Annotated in this window: 15 protein-coding genes and 1 tRNA gene; 2 read left to right on the top strand and 14 right to left on the bottom strand. The window is 57.4% G+C overall.

Annotation, left to right across the window (positions count from 1 at the left end; genetic code table 11):
- Positions 1-168: 168 nt before the first annotated feature.
- Complete coding sequence (locus tag V9G17_08570) at positions 169-942, bottom strand: prepilin peptidase (protein ID MEI2752643.1); 774 nt, start codon at positions 940-942, stop codon at positions 169-171.
- Positions 943-1163: 221 nt separating this feature from the next.
- On the opposite strand from V9G17_08570, the gene V9G17_08575 reads away from it, so the two are divergent.
- A complete protein-coding gene (locus V9G17_08575) occupies positions 1164-1448 on the top strand; it encodes a LuxR C-terminal-related transcriptional regulator (protein MEI2752644.1) in 285 nt (94 codons plus the stop codon).
- Positions 1449-1464: 16 nt separating this feature from the next.
- Here the strand turns inward: V9G17_08575 and rlmB are convergent, their stop codons facing one another.
- The 13 genes from rlmB to alaC all read right to left on the bottom strand — a co-directional run bounded on the left by rlmB (position 1465) and on the right by alaC (position 14091).
- On the bottom strand, positions 1465-2241 hold the full coding sequence (rlmB, locus tag V9G17_08580; protein ID MEI2752645.1) for a 23S rRNA (guanosine(2251)-2'-O)-methyltransferase RlmB: 777 nt from the start codon (positions 2239-2241) through the stop codon (positions 1465-1467).
- Positions 2216-3676, bottom strand: a complete 1461-nt coding sequence (gene cysS, locus V9G17_08585; GenBank protein MEI2752646.1) for a cysteine--tRNA ligase — start codon at positions 3674-3676, stop codon at positions 2216-2218. Before cysS ends, rlmB begins: the two co-directional genes overlap by 26 nt.
- 9 nt (positions 3677-3685) lie before the next feature.
- Positions 3686-4321: a DedA family protein gene (locus V9G17_08590; protein MEI2752647.1), complete on the bottom strand. Its 636-nt coding sequence runs from the start codon at positions 4319-4321 to the stop codon at positions 3686-3688.
- Positions 4318-5133: a 5'/3'-nucleotidase SurE gene (gene surE, locus V9G17_08595; protein ID MEI2752648.1), complete on the bottom strand. Its 816-nt coding sequence runs from the start codon at positions 5131-5133 to the stop codon at positions 4318-4320. The genes V9G17_08590 and surE overlap by 4 nt, the downstream gene beginning before the upstream one ends.
- Before the next feature lie 166 nt (positions 5134-5299).
- Positions 5300-5376, bottom strand: a tRNA-Pro gene (locus V9G17_08600).
- A 62-nt stretch (positions 5377-5438) separates the two neighbouring features.
- Positions 5439-5792, bottom strand: a complete 354-nt coding sequence (locus V9G17_08605) for a MerR family transcriptional regulator (GenBank protein ID MEI2752649.1) — start codon at positions 5790-5792, stop codon at positions 5439-5441.
- Positions 5793-5833: 41 nt separating this feature from the next.
- Entirely contained in the window at positions 5834-6109 is a 276-nt protein-coding gene (locus V9G17_08610; protein ID MEI2752650.1) for an integration host factor subunit alpha, read from the bottom strand.
- 145 nt (positions 6110-6254) lie between these two features.
- Positions 6255-7844 carry a citramalate synthase gene (cimA, locus tag V9G17_08615; protein ID MEI2752651.1) on the bottom strand — a complete coding sequence of 530 codons (1590 nt, stop codon included), beginning with the start codon at positions 7842-7844 and terminating at the stop codon, positions 6255-6257.
- Positions 7845-7971: 127 nt separating this feature from the next.
- A complete protein-coding gene (locus V9G17_08620) occupies positions 7972-9207 on the bottom strand; it encodes an aspartate kinase (GenBank protein MEI2752652.1) in 1236 nt (411 codons plus the stop codon).
- Positions 9208-9211: 4 nt separating this feature from the next.
- On the bottom strand, positions 9212-10462 hold the full coding sequence (gene apgM / locus V9G17_08625; protein MEI2752653.1) for a 2,3-bisphosphoglycerate-independent phosphoglycerate mutase: 1251 nt from the start codon (positions 10460-10462) through the stop codon (positions 9212-9214).
- 18 nt (positions 10463-10480) lie between these two features.
- Positions 10481-11539 carry a threonine synthase gene (gene thrC, locus V9G17_08630; protein MEI2752654.1) on the bottom strand — a complete coding sequence of 353 codons (1059 nt, stop codon included), beginning with the start codon at positions 11537-11539 and terminating at the stop codon, positions 10481-10483.
- A gap of 45 nt (positions 11540-11584) precedes the next feature.
- Positions 11585-12898 (bottom strand): homoserine dehydrogenase, encoded by a 1314-nt coding sequence (locus tag V9G17_08635; protein MEI2752655.1) that lies wholly within the window; start codon positions 12896-12898, stop codon positions 11585-11587.
- Positions 12895-14091 carry an alanine transaminase gene (gene alaC / locus V9G17_08640; protein ID MEI2752656.1) on the bottom strand — a complete coding sequence of 399 codons (1197 nt, stop codon included), beginning with the start codon at positions 14089-14091 and terminating at the stop codon, positions 12895-12897. Before alaC ends, V9G17_08635 begins: the two co-directional genes overlap by 4 nt.
- Before the next feature lie 291 nt (positions 14092-14382).
- On the opposite strand from alaC, the gene V9G17_08645 reads away from it, so the two are divergent.
- Complete coding sequence (locus V9G17_08645) at positions 14383-15096, top strand: pyridoxine 5'-phosphate synthase (protein ID MEI2752657.1); 714 nt, start codon at positions 14383-14385, stop codon at positions 15094-15096.
- The last annotated feature ends 67 nt before the right edge of the window (positions 15097-15163 follow it).

The following is a 15163-nucleotide window of genomic DNA, read 5'->3' on the forward strand; positions in this document are numbered from 1 at the left end:
TGAGGAAATAGGCTGACGATCGGAAATCGCGACCGGAGGCCGATCAAACAAATGAAGGTGGACAGTTCTGAACTGTTCCGAATCGGATACAGTGAATCATCCGTTCAGATACAGGTCGGCGAGACCGAGATGCCTGCAAATCGGCTCTGGTCAACGATTTGGGGGCAGCTACTGCGGAAGATCGATCAAGGCCCAATACCACGTGAGGAGCGGCTGGTGAAACAGCAGGGCAAGGAGAGATCCCACGGATAGAAATGGTCCGAACGGAATGTACTGATCGCGCCGCAGGACGCCGGCCGCGATGAGCCCGACACCGACAATAGACCCTAGAAACGAGCCGATCATAATGGCCAACAAAACCGGCTGCCAGCCGAGGAAGGCCCCGACCATGGCCATCAGCTTGATATCCCCGCCTCCCATCCCTTCCTTCCCGAAGACGTAGGGACTGACCCAGGCCAAGAACCATAAGAGACCGCCCCCCAACAACACACCGAGCAAGGAATCGACAAGTCCGATCGGGAGGATCAAGGCGGCACACAACAGACCAATGACGATTCCCGGCAACGTGATGGCGTCCGGGATCATGGTATGAGAGAGGTCTGTCCCCGCCACCACGATCAGCGCGGACACCAACGCTGCATAGGCCCAGGCCGCTGCGGTAAATCCAAACGTCCAAAAGACCAGCACATATCCAATCGCGTTGGCCGCTTCCACCAAGGGATACTGGATCGAAATCGGCGCACGACAAGCCCGGCAGCGGCCATGCAAGAGCAGGTAACTCAGAATCGGAATGTTGTCATAGACGGCGATGGCGTGGTGGCAGGAGGGACAGTGCGAGGCCGGCCAAGCCACCGACTCCTCACGAGGCAACCGGTAAATGCAGACGTTCAAGAAACTACCGATCACCGCGCCGAACAACAGCACCATGAGGTAGAAGGTCATGGATATGCCTGTAGTAATGGGGCTGACCAGGACATGAGTCACCTCTCTAAGTATAGGTATTAGAAACTACGCCAATAGCCGCAGAGACGAGACACCTTCCCCCTCGCGCTTTCCATTTACAAACGCCAGGGGCACTGCGTATAATCCGGGAGTCATTTGGCACAGGAGGTGACACACCTCCATCTGTGATTAGTCTTTACCCGAAGTGGAGCTAGATGTACATGTCACCAGTCGCGAAGACCCCAAAACCTCGAGCAAAAGCATCCGCACCGGATCCGGTCCTTCCCCCTCGAAAACGACGTCCGGAAGCCCTCACGACTCGTGAGCAGGAAATCCTTGAGTTGATCTGGACCGGATTCAAAAACAAGGAAATTGCTCAGCGTTTAAAAATCAGCGTCAAGACCGTCGAAGCACATCGGGCGAACATGATGAAGAAAATTCGAGTCTCCAACACCGCGCAATTGCTCAAGGCCGCGATTCAAGGGAAAATGCTGAAGCTCCGGTAAGCCCCGTGCCCCCTTCCTACGACTGTTTCCCCGCCCCTCCCCGACGTTGACGCAAGGCCTCATACAGCACGATGGCTGCTGATGCCGAAACATTGAGTGAGCTGACTTTTCCCAGCATGGGAATGTGGGCGAGATCGTCGCAGGTATCGCGAACCCCTGGGCGAACCCCCGTCCCTTCCCCGCCAAAGACCAGCGCCACAGGGCCCCTGAAATCCAGTGCCGTATAGGCCTTGGGAGCGTCAGCATCCAACGCGTAGACCCAGACGCCCGCAGCTTGAAGACGTTCAATTAAGCGCGAGAGATTCGGCACACGCCCCACGGGCATATAATCGACTGCCCCGGCGGAAGCCTTCGCCACCACACTCGTCAACCCCACGGCACGACGTTCCGGAATAAAGACACCCTGCACGCCCGACGCTTCGGCTGTCCGCAGAATCGCCCCCAAATTGTGTGGGTCTTCGACACCATCCAGCAGCACCAGAAGTGGCGTCTGGCCCTCTGCTTGCGCGGAGGCAAGAATTTCATCAGGCTCCGCGTAGGCCTTCGCCGCAACCATACCCACCACGCCTTGGTGGTGCCCCGAAGGAACAAGCCGATCGAATGCGGCCCTCGGTTCGACACGGACCGGCACGCGCTGCTCCCTGGCCAGGCGCACGATCTCCCCGAACTGCCGGTCGGTTCCCAAGACAAGGAGACGCTGGAGCGGGCGAACCCCGGCGCGGAGCGCCTCACGCACAGCGTGGAGGCCGTAGATCACCTCCTGGGAATCATCGTTTCCATCGACTGGTGCCATCGGGCCGATCCTCAATCGTAATACCGTGGGAGGCCAACTCGGCTCGAAGCTGGTCGGCGAGCGGGTAATTTTTCGTTTTTTTCGCAGTCAGGCGCGCAGCCAGTTTGTCGGCAATTTCCTCGTCAGACAATGTCTTTGCGGTCGACTCGGCTTCCCCGGATGCTCGCTGTGGCCCCTGCCCCTTAAAACGCCAGGTGTCGGTCTGCAGAAGACCGAGCACGACGCCCAAAGCGCGAAACTCCTGTCGGACCAGTCGCCGCATCGCACCGGATAATCCGGCCTCAAGCGCCTTGTTCGCCTCTCCGCGTAGCGTCTGTAATGCTGCCAGCGCGTTGGGCGTATTCAGATCATCATCCATGGCCGCCACAAATGCCGTTCGCGTCCGTGCCGTGGCCTCCTGCAGTAGCTGATCAGCCGCACCATCGGACGGGCCGGATTCATTCAACCGTTCAAAGAGATCGTAAAATCCGTTGAGTGCGCTTTTCGCTTCTTTGAGACTCTGATCGGAAAAATCCAAGGGGCTTCGATAGTGCGTCGAAAGGAGAAAATAGCGCATCATCTCGCCGGTCACCGTGTCGGGCCATTCCGATTGCTGAAAGATTTCGCGAATGGTGAAAAAGTTTCCCAACGACTTGGACATCTTTTCGTGATTGATCTGAACAAATCCGTTATGCACCCAGTATCGCGCAAACTCTTTCTCGGTTGCGCCGCAGGATTGCGCGATCTCATTTTCGTGGTGCGGAAAAATCAAATCCATCCCGCCGCCGTGGATATCGAAGGTTTCACCCAGATGCCGCATAGCCATGGCGGAACATTCGATATGCCAGCCGGGACGGCCCGGTCCCCAAGGACTGTCCCAGGAAGGCTCACCGGGCCTGCTGCCCTTCCACAAGGCGAAATCCATCGGGTGATGTTTCCGCTCATCGACATCCACCCGCGCTCCCGCCTGTAAATCATCAAGGTTCCGCTTCGAAAGCCGACCATACGCTGGATACCGATCGACCTGGAAATAGACATCCCCGTCGACACGATACGCCATCCCCTTGGTGAGCAACGTGTCGACAAGCCGCACAATGTCCGCGATATGTTCCGTCGCCCTCGGTTCGAGCGTCGCGCGGCGCACACCGAGCTTCTCCATATCCTCGTAATAGGCGTTGATATAGGTGGTGGTGACCTGCTCGCAGCTCACGCCCTGTTCATTCGCCCGTTTTATGATCTTGTCATCGACATCGGTGAAGTTCTTGGCAAACTCGACGACGAAACCTGAATATTCCAGATACCGACGCAACACGTCGAACACCAGCGCACTCCGAGCATGTCCGATATGACAATAGTCGTAGACCGTCACGCCGCACACATACATGCGGACCTTTCCAGGCACCAATGATTCGAACGGCTCTTTGCTTCCGGTCAGGGTATTGTAGACACGCAACATGACGCGCAATTACTCCATAGACGGACGACGCTTCGGCCAATGAGACCAGAGAAAATATCCGAGGCCCACGGCAAGTGCCAATCCGATCACCAGATCGGCATGATGGAAATACTGACGCAATTCATTCCAGTGCTCCCCCATCTTCAAACCCACATAGGCCAACGCATAACAAAAGGGAAGGGCTCCGACAAATGAATAGAGCACGAACTTCTTGACGTCCATGCGCGCAATCCCCGCCGGGAGCGAGATGAACGTTCGAACGACAGGCAGGAGACGACCGATCAACACCGCCGCCTCTCCATGTTTCGCAAACCACCGGTCGGCCAACTCCACATCATGCTGGGAGACCAGGAAGTACCGGCCATACCGCGCGACAAACGGCCGCCCTCCCCACACGCCCACGTAGTAGGCCACCAACGATCCCAGCACGTTACCGATTGCGCCGGCGAGGGTTACGCCGATCATCGAGAATTGGCCGGTGGAAACCAGGTAGCCGGAAAACGGCATGATGATTTCACTCGGGAGCGGGATACAGGCGCTTTCGATCGCCATTGTGATGATGATGCCCGTGTAGCCGAACGTCGAAATCGTGGAGATGACGAATCGGCCGAGCACTTCTATCAACCACTCGATCAGTCCGGTCACGCCTGGCCCCTCTTTCGAACATGCGGTTTCACCACTTTCGGACGCGCGGATGGTCGCGAGAGCGGATGCTCCCATGCCTTGAACTGTTCCAACACCTCATGGTGGGTCGTGTCGAGATGAAGCGGGGTCACCGACACCATACGCTGCTCCAGCGCTTCATGGTCGGCATCCTTCTCGCGACTCCACGACTGACGCGTGCCGGCAATCCAATAATACTTACGACCCCGCGGATCGACTTTTTCAACGATGGGGTTATTGAAACGACGCCGACTCAAGCAGGTAATTTTCACGCCTTTGATAGACCGTCCCGGAACATTCGGAATGTTCACGTTCAAGATCGTTTCGGGCGGCAATCCATGCCGCAACACCTCGGCAGCCACTCGGGCTGCATACTGCGCTCCGACCTCGAACCGAAACGTCTCGTCACCTTCCTGAGACACGGCAATCGAAGGGATGCCCAGGATTGTTCCCTCTAGCGCACCGGACACGGTACCGGAATACATCACATCATCGCCGAGATTCACCCCTCGGTTAATCCCCGATACGATCAACGACGGCCGCTCGGGCAAGACCTTCACCAGAGCCAAATTGACACAGTCCACCGGCGTCCCATTCACCATAAATACACGCGGCGCCATCTTGGTAATACGAAGGGGCTTATGCAACGTGACCGCATGCCCGACGGCCGTGCGCTCCCGATCGGGTGCGACAATCCATACCTCTCCCAATGCACCCAATGCCGCCGCAACTGTGTGAATCCCGGGGGACGCAATCCCATCGTCATTGGTCACAAGAATCCGTACACGCGCCACAACCGCTCCTTCATGATTCGCACACATCGTGAAAATGGAGCACCGAAACCGCTGGATCAAGAGTGGGGACGAAAGAGGCGGGAAAACACTCGAACAAGCTCACCGGATCGTCCGCAATGATCAACGTCCCTCGGGACACTGACAGTCATAGAGAACATCGTGTCGATGGTCGGGGCGGCGGGATTTGAACCCACGACCCCTCGCACCCCAAGCGAGTGCGCTACCGGGCTGCGCTACGCCCCGACACACACGACATCGATGTACCCACACGACTGGACGCAGCCGCCCGCATCACAAGGAACCGTTCAGGACGAATGAGAATCGATCATTCTGATAATCGCCTGGAGATCGCCCCTGACACGTTGCGCCAGTTCTTTCCGCGAGCCCTGCTTCTTCACGGTGACTCGTCCTCGACGAGCCCAGTAGCGCTTGACGCCGGCTAGCGTATGCCCCTCGTCATAGAGCATCCGCTTGATCTCCAGTACCGTATCCACATCTTTCTGCACATACAGACGCTGGTTGCCACGGCTCTTCTTCGGCCGAAGGAAGCTAAATTCCGACTCCCAAAACCGAAGGACGTAAGCCGGCAGTTTCGATATCTTGCTGACTTCGCCGATTTTGTAGAAAACTTTACTTCCCAGCCTGGGCTCATTCCCCATGACCGGTCCTCATGCTGCGTGTGCTCGTGGCAAGGTAGCGACTAGGAATTGACGTACTTTTTAAACACCTGACTGGGACGAAAGGTCACCACGCGACGGGGAGTGATCCCGATTTCTTCGCCGGTTCGCGGGTTCCGCCCCTTACGTGCCCCTTTGCTCCGTACTACAAAATTCCCGAATCCTGCAATCTTGACTGCGTCACCTTTTTGCAGCACTCCCTTCAGCAGATTGAGCACGAGTTCAACGATATCGGCTGCATCGTTCTTGGACACTCCCACCTGCTTGAAGATTTCGTTCGCGATATCCGCCTTCCTCATGCCTTTCCCCCCGCCATCCACTAGAGTCGTTCCTTAGGAAGTGCTTCTTGGTGTCGAGCGTCCAAGACAAAGAATTTCCCCATAAGTTACGTGAGGTTACCTGCCCTGTCAAGGATTATGTGAACCAAACGGGGGAGAAAATCGCCTAACGATCCGCCAGCAGCAATTTATACTCAATGCTATCCGCCAACGCCTGCCAACTCGCTTCCATGATGTTTTCCGACACCCCGACGGTGCCCCACTTCTCCTTGTGATCTCCCGACTCAATCAACACGCGCACCTTTGACTCCGTCCCCTTATCAGCGGAAAGCACACGCACTTTATAGTCGAGGAGTTTCACTTCCCGAAGTTGCGGATAGAACTTTTCCAACGCTTTGCGGAGCGCGTGGTCGAGGGCATTGACCGGGCCGGCACCGACGGCGGCCGTGTGTTCAATCACCTCGCCGACCTTCACCATCACGGTCGCCTCAGACAGCAGCAAGCTATGCTCTTGCTTCTTTTCGACGATCACTCGGAACCCCAGCAGCTGAAAAGAGGGACGGTGGCTGCCCATCGCTTTACGCATCAACAGCTCAAACGATCCCTCGGCGCCTTCGAATTGATATCCCTGGCTTTCGCGTTCCTTGAGTGTCTCGACCAATTCCTGCACCTTCGCGTGATTTTTGTTCAGCGAAATGCCGTAGGCCTCAACCTTTTCCAGGAGTCCGCTGCGCCCCGCATAATCCGACACTAAGATCCGACGACGGTTTCCGACCTCGGCGGGATCGATGTGTTCGTAGGTCGCCGCATTCTTGAGCACCGCATGAATATGCACGCCGCCCTTGTGCGCAAAGGCCGCATCCCCGACATAGGGTTGCCGCTTGTTGGGCATCAGGTTGGCGATCTCGGTCACGAAGCCCGACACATCTCGCAAGCGTGTCAGTTTAGCCCCAATCGCAGGCCGCTGCATTTTCAACTGGAGATTTGGAATGATGGAGCAGAGATTGGCATTGCCGCATCGCTCACCGATGCCATTGATCGTGCCCTGCACCTGCAGAATTCCGGACTCCACGGCGACGAGCGAGTTCGCCACCGCCATTTCGCTGTCGTTGTGCGCATGAATCCCCAACGGCACGGGGCATTCCTGTTTCACAATGCGGCAAATTTCCCGGATTTCCCACGGCATGGTCCCGCCGTTGGTATCGCAGAGAATGACCCGCTCGGCGCCCCCGGCAATCGCTCGGCGAATCGTCTGCAACGCATAGTCAGGATTGGCCTTGTACCCATCGAAAAAATGCTCGGCATCGTAAAACACCCGACGATCCTTGGACCGGAGATAATGAATCGAGTCTTCGATCAACTCCAGATTCTTGGCGAGCGCAATACCCAATGCATCCGTCACCTGGAACGACCAACTCTTGCCGAAGAGTGTAATGGTCTGAGTTCCGGACGCGAGCAGTTCTTGGAGATTCTTATCTTTTCGTACCGAGTTGCTGGCTTTGCGCGTCGACCCGAACGCCACGATAGTCGCGTTTTTAAAGGGTATGGTCTTGACCATGCGAAAGAATTCGATGTCCTTGGGATTCGCGCCGGGCCAGCCGCCCTCAATGAAGTGCACACCGAGTTCATCCAGCTGCTGCGCAACACGAAGCTTATCCTCCACGGAGAAACTGACATCCTCCGCCTGAGCCCCGTCCCGCAAGGTGGTATCGTAGATTTCAAGCGCAGACGCCTGCGCCGCCGTGAGAGCCGGCACCGAAACAGGTTCCGAACCGCGAGAGCGCCGCGGCGCTGTATTGCGACGTTTCATAGATGTGAGACTAACAGGGTCATGACGGACCTGTCGAGGAGACGGCACACCGGCCGATATCGGCTTTCGCAGACTAGCCCAGCGCTGGCGCCGACACCCGGTCCAGGCCGAATGCCGTGTGAAGCGTGCGCATGGCCAATTCCAAATACTTTTCCTCGATGACGCAGGAGATCTTAATTTCCGATGTGCTGATCATCATGATGTTCACACCTTCGCGAGAGAGCACCTCGAACATCTTGGCCGCCACTCCGGAATGCGACCGCATGCCCACCCCGATGAGCGACACCTTGGCGATGGATTCGGTCACAGCCACCGACCGGGCCCCGATCTCTTCGGACAAACGCTGGACGAGATCCACGGCGTTGCGTAAATCTGCCTTGGGAACCGTGAACGAAATATCGGTTGTCGAGGCCTGGCTGACGTTCTGGATGATCATATCCACCACGATGTTGGCATTGGCCACGGCCCCGAACACGCGCGCGGCAATCCCCGGTCGATCCGGCACACCGACAATCGTAATCTTGGCCTGATTGCGGTCCCCCGTCACGCCCGATACCAGAACCCCTTCCATATCGGCATCTTCACGTGTCACGAGCGTTCCCTTTCCTTCTTTGAAACTCGAATTGACCTCCACCGGCACCGAGTATTTCGCGGCAAACTCGACGGAGCGACTCTGCAGCACCTTGGCGCCGAGGCTTGCCATTTCCAACATCTCTTCGTAGGAGATCTTCTCCAGACGTCGCGCAGCCGGCACGATATTCGGGTCGGCGGTGTAGACGCCGTCTACATCCGTATAGATAATGCAGCGGTCGGCCTTGAGGGCTGCCGCCAGCGCAACAGCTGTCAGATCGGAACCCCCTCGCCCCAGCGTCGTGACATCCGAACTGGCATTGATGCCCTGAAACCCCGCCACAACGGGAATCACGCCGGCAGACAACGCTTCCTTGATCCGATCGGCCGTGACACGGGAAATTCTGGCTTTGGTGTGCGCGCTGTCGGTGTGAATACCGACCTGCCGACCCGTGAACGACCGAGCATTCACCCCTCGCCCACGAAGCTCCATAGCCAGCAGCGCAATCGTCACCCGCTCCCCCGTCGAGAGCAGCATGTCCAATTCCCGTTCGTCCGGCGCGTCGGTAACCTCATGTGCCAACTTCAGCAGCCGATCCGTGTCTCCGCTCATGGCCGACAACACCACCACGATCTGGTGTCCGTCTTTCTGAGCACGTTCAACACGTTCGGCGACGCGATGAATCCGTTCGACCGTACCGACGGATGTTCCACCGTATTTGTGAACAATCAGTGCCACCGCTCTAGACTCCGCGCGGAAATAATCGCAGCATCAATTTCGTCGCATCACGCGGTGCGGTCCCGGCAATGTTCGCATCCTGCTCGTGAAACCGACTGGTGACTCCGCCCGACGGCTTGGCGGCACTATCACAGAGGGCATACAAGATCGGCGGAACCTCGGCCCCATGGCCCTTCGCAAGACCAGGATCACACACGACGAGCAATCGATAGGCAGGATACGTCGCCAGTGCCGCGAGAACGGGCCCCACGACCTGGGCGTCGAACCGCTCGATAGCCCGCACCTTATCCTGCACATCGGTTGCGTGAAGCACGTCGTCGGAGAGCCCGGCATGGAGATAGACAAAGTCTTTCTTCGCCAGCTCCTGCACGGCCGTCTGGACGCAACCCGTGAACTCATTCGCTTCACTGCCGTCGGCAAGCGGGACATCGGCCGCATCCAACCCGGCGCACACGCCAACACCACGGTGCACATCGCTGGATGACACCACCACACCGGCAATCTGATATCGCTCCGGCAGAGGTGGCCACACGGCGGCGCGGCCCTGGCCCCATAACCACAGGCAATTGGCGGGTTTGCCCCCCTCCTGCTCACGCTCCTCATTCAGCGGATGGTCGCGCAGGACAAAAAACGCCGCATCCATGATCTTGCGCAGCACGTCGGCGCCATCACCACTCGGCAACGCATCGGCAATCGACCGGCCGACCAACGGTTGCGGATCGAGACAGGTCGCGCGGGATTTTCCGCCAACCCAAACCATGAGATGCCGATGCCCGGAACCGGGATAAAACTGAATCGACTCCGAGCCTAGCTGTTCGTTCACCGCTTCGACCAGCTCACGAGCCTGCTCCGTGTCGATGAGACCGGCGGTCGCGTCCTCCATCAGAACATGCGGCCCGAGCTTCTTAATGTCGGTTGCCCGATCTTTACTGCCGGAGGCTGCCTCTCCTCGTACCGTTACCATGGTGCATCGGAAGACCACGTCCTGCTCGCCCACCGTGACGCCGAGGCCGGCCGCCTCCAGCGGGCCGGGGCCCGGATAATATTTTTTGGGATCGTAGCCCAACACGGCTACACTGGTGACATCACTTCCGGCGGCTCCGGCTTCCGAGGGAAGGCTCAAGAGCCCCACTTCGCCACGCTGGGCAATCTGGTCAAGGTTCGGAGTTGCGGCCGCCTGAAGCGGGGTTTTCCCACCGAGCTCCGGACACGGAAGATCGGCCATCCCGTCGGCATGCAGGATCAAATATTTCATGCAATGTTCCTGAGGTAATCAGACATGAAGGAGGCGGGCCACATCGTCTCGGGTGGCTTTTACTGTTTGAGGCTGACGTGAGATACCAATCGCCGTATCGGCATCTTTCAAACCATGCCCGGTCAACGTACACACAACCATGGCGCCTTCGCGTAATTGTCCGGCTTGACTTAACTTAATCACACCGGCAACAGAGGTAGCGGATGCAGGTTCGCAAAACACCCCTTCCTCCCTGGCCACCATCGCGTACGCATGAAGAATTTCCTCGTCGGTGACCATATCGATAGCACCTGATGACTCGTTGACCGCCGTGAGGGCCGATTGCCAACTGGCCGGATTGCCGATTCTGATCGCCGTGGCCACCGTCTGTGGCTCTTGCACGATATGTCCCAACACAATCGGCGCCGCACCGGCGGCCTGAAATCCCATCATACGAGGCAATCGTGTTGTTTGATTGGCGGCACGATACTCACGATAACCATTCCAATAGGCGGTGATATTACCTGCATTCCCTACAGGAAGTACATGCATAGCTGGGGCATCGCCGAGATCGTCACAAATCTCCATCGCCGCCGTTTTCTGCCCCTCGATCCGGAAAGGGTTGAGGGAATTCACCAGCTCAACGGGATAGGTTGCCGACAACTCTTTGACGATGGCCAAGGCTTGGTCAAAATTACCCTCGACTTGAATGACAGTGGCCTGGTGCATCATGGCCTGCGACAATTTCCCCAATGCAATCTTTCCAGCCGGAATCAGCACATACACGGCAATGCCCGCCCGTGCACCGTACGCCGCTGCTGAAGCGGACGTATTTCCGGTAGACGCGCAAATGACCGCCCGGGCACCCCCCTCGACCGCCTTGGAAATCGCCATGGTCATACCACGATCCTTGAAGGATCCGGTGGGGTTCATCCCCTCGTATTTCAGGTAGAGATCGATCCCCGGAGCGATTTTCTTCGCGAGTCGCGCGGCACGAATCAAGGGCGTATTACCCTCGCCGAGCGTGACCACAGGCGTGTTCGCTGTGACCGGCAGGAATTTTCGGTATTCTTCGATAATGCCACGCCAACGAGTCATAAGAATCTACTCAACCATCCTCTCAGCACGCCCGAACAGTCCCATTCATTCATCCCGCCCTTCAACCCTAATCAGCGTGGTGGGCTCTGAAATGTAGGGCATGGGGTTGATTTCACGCAACGCGCACTGAATGTCCCGCTCCTTAGCCATATGCGTCATGATCACCACCGGCACCGTCTGCCCCTCTTTGCGTCCCTGCTGCAATACCGACGAAATGCTGATCCCATACCGACCCAACACCCCGGCAATCTGCGACAAGACGCCCGGCCGGTCCAGCACCATAAAACGAATATAGTAGAGCGAGACAATTTCCTCCATCGGCCGCATGCGTAATGGCCGACGCTGATCGGGCTGGTAGGATGCAGGCGGGACACGACCGGCAGCCTCCTTGAGCAAATTTCGCGCGATCGCCATGACATCACTCACGACGGCACTTCCCGTCGGCATCGACCCGGCGCCCCGGCCATAGAGCACCACATCTTCGACGGCATCGCCCACCAGCTGTATCGCATTGTAGACACCGTCGACCTTGGCAATTTGGGACGCCGAGGGCACCATCGTCGGATGCACACGCGCCTCGATTTCACCATCTGAAAATTTGGCGATCGCCAACAGCTTGATGGTAAACCCGAACTCCTTCGCATAGGCAATATCGAGCGGTGTGAGCCCGGTGATCCCTTCGGTGTAGATGTCTTTGAAATTGACAGGGGTGCCGTAGGCCAAACTGACCATGATCGTCAGTTTATGCGCCGAGTCGATACCCGCCACATCAAACGTGGGATCGGCCTCGGCATAACCGGCACGTTTGGCCTCTTCCAACACCTCGTCGAACCGCTGCCCCTCGCTGGTCATCCGGCTGAGAATGTAATTCGAGGTACCATTGATGATGCCGTAGATGGACTGGATATTGTTCGCGGCCAATCCTTCCATCAGCGCACGAATGACCGGAATCCCGCCGCCCACGCTGGCCTCGAACCCGAGGTCGACCCCTTGGCGGGAAGCCGCGGCAAAGATCTCCTCACCATGCACGGCCAGCAAGGCTTTGTTGGCCGTGACTACATGTTTGCCACGCTGAATGGCATCCAGAATCACACGCTTGGCGAAATCATAGCCGCCGATCAACTCGATGACGATATCCACCCGTGGATCCGTGAGGACTTGCTGAATATCCGTCGTGAGCACACCTGCCGGAATCGCAATACCGCGGTCGCGTGTGATGTCCAGGTCCGCAATGCGAACCAGGTTGACGGGCACACCCACCCGCCGACGAATCAGTTCAGCATTCTCGATCAGCACCCGAGCCACACCGGTGCCGACCGTTCCAAATCCGATTAATCCGACACCGATCTCACGCTTCATGATTCCTGATCATCCAAATTCAACACTTTGCGGATCCCGCGCAACGCCTGCCGCGTGCGATGTTCATTTTCCACCAGTGCAAATCGCACAAACTCATCGCCACCCTCTCCGAAACCGATTCCGGGCGACACAGCCACCTTGGCCTCACGCAGAAGCAGCTTCGAAAACTCCAGCGAGCCCATATGCCGGAACGAGTCCGGAATACGCGCCCAGACGAACATGGTCGCGCGGGGTAGTGCCACCTGCCAGCCGATACGATTCAGTCCGTTCACCAGCACATTGCGCCGGTTTTGATACCGCTGTACCACGTCCTTGACGCAGTCCTGTGGGCCATTCAACGCCACGGTACTGGCAATCTGAATCGGTTGAAAAATTCCATAGTCGAGATAACTCTTCAGCTTGGCGAGCGCACCGACCACTTCACGGTTGCCGACGCAGAATCCGACTCTCCAGCCGGGCATGTTGTAGGCCTTCGACAGCGTATAAAACTCCACGCCCACATCTTTCGCTTCCGGCACTTGGAGAAAACTCGGCGCCTTATAGCCGTCGAACGCGATATCGGCATAGGCCAGGTCGTGAATCACGATCACATCGTGTTCCTTGGCAAACGCGACGATCTTCTTAAAAAACTCAAGATCGACCACAGCGGTCGTCGGGTTGTGCGGGAAATTGATCACGAGAATACGCGGGCGCGGCAACGTTTGACGATAGACGTGCAACAGATCATCGAAAAAATCGCTGTCCTGGCGCAGTTCAATTCCACGCACTTCCCCGCCAGCAATAATAAAACTGTACATGTGGATGGGATAGGTGGGCGTGGGCGTCAGCACCACATCACCTGGCCCGATCGTGGCCAGCGCCAAGTGCGCGATGCCTTCCTTGGAGCCAATCGTCACGATCGCTTCGGTCTCAGGGTCCAGATCCACATCGTAATTGCGCTTATACCAACCGGTAATTGCATGGCGTAGCTTCGTGATCCCGCGCGAGGCTGAATAACGATGGTTTTTGGCCTTCTTCGACGCTTCGATCAATTTGTCGACGATGTGAGGAGGCGTGGGCTGATCCGGATTGCCCATGCCGAAGTCGATGATGTCCTCGCCCCGCTGACGCGCTTCAAGCTTCAGGGTTTGTACTTGCGCAAATACGTAGGGGGGAAGTCGTTTAATGCGGTAAAAGCCGTCGCCGATCGCCATGGATTTGTCAGACTCCTACAGGCGGGTCCTCTGCCGAACAGATTCAGTCGCCATGCCTCTGAAAGGGGCGTATTTTAATGGAGGCCTCAAAATGAGTCAATTTCGCCAGGATTGTCAGGGTTTGAGAACGAGCGCTCACCTTGGGCACAGTAAGGCCTGCCACGATCTGCCTCCTTGCTCCCCCGTGCCATCTTCTGTTAATAATGCCTCAGTAACAAGAGAATTGTCTATGAATTTCGACCAGTTCCGAAATCTTTCTGCTGCGACGTTCAGGGAAATTGCGGAGGCGTAATGGCTCGACTGGGTGTGAATATCGATCATGTGGCGACCCTCCGGCAGGCGCGCGGAGGGACCGATCCAGACCCCTTGACGGCCGCGATTCTCGTGGAGCTGGCCGGTGCCGATGGCTTGGTTGTGCATCTGCGTGAAGACCGCCGGCATATTCAGGATCGAGATCTCACCATGCTGCGGGAAATCGTTCGCACGAAACTGGATCTGGAAATGGCGGCCGACGACGACATGGCTAAGATTGCGCTGAGCGTGAAACCGGATCTCGTGACACTGGTCCCGGAACGCCGGCAAGAGCTGACCACAGAAGGCGGTCTCGATGTCGCCAACCATCGTGATCGGATTCAAAAGATCGTCGACCTCCTCCGCGACGGAGGCATCCCCACAAGCCTGTTTATCGAGCCGAGTCTCGATCAAATCAAGGCGGCGCACAAAATCGGTGCCGCGTATGTCGAGTTGCACACCGGCCGGTACTCCAACGCCAAACGGTCGAAGGAAGAAGATGAAGAATTCGAGGCCATCACCCAGGCAGCTAAACTGGCGTACAAACTCGGCCTCGGCGTCAACGCCGGGCATGGCTTGACCTATAAAAATGTGAAACGACTCGCCAAATTGCCCGAGATTGTGGAATTCAACATCGGTCACAGCATCATTGCCCGATCCGTCATGGTCGGATTGGTCCAAGCTGTGCGCGAAATGAAGGAATTGGTCGCCTAGTCCGCCCCCTCACGGCACGGATTGGCCAGCCTCGCCGCGAGAAACCGACCGGGAGTCACAGCACACC

This window comes from Nitrospira sp. (assembly GCA_037045225.1).
In the GTDB taxonomy this organism is placed as follows: Bacteria; Nitrospirota; Nitrospiria; order Nitrospirales; family Nitrospiraceae; genus Nitrospira_A.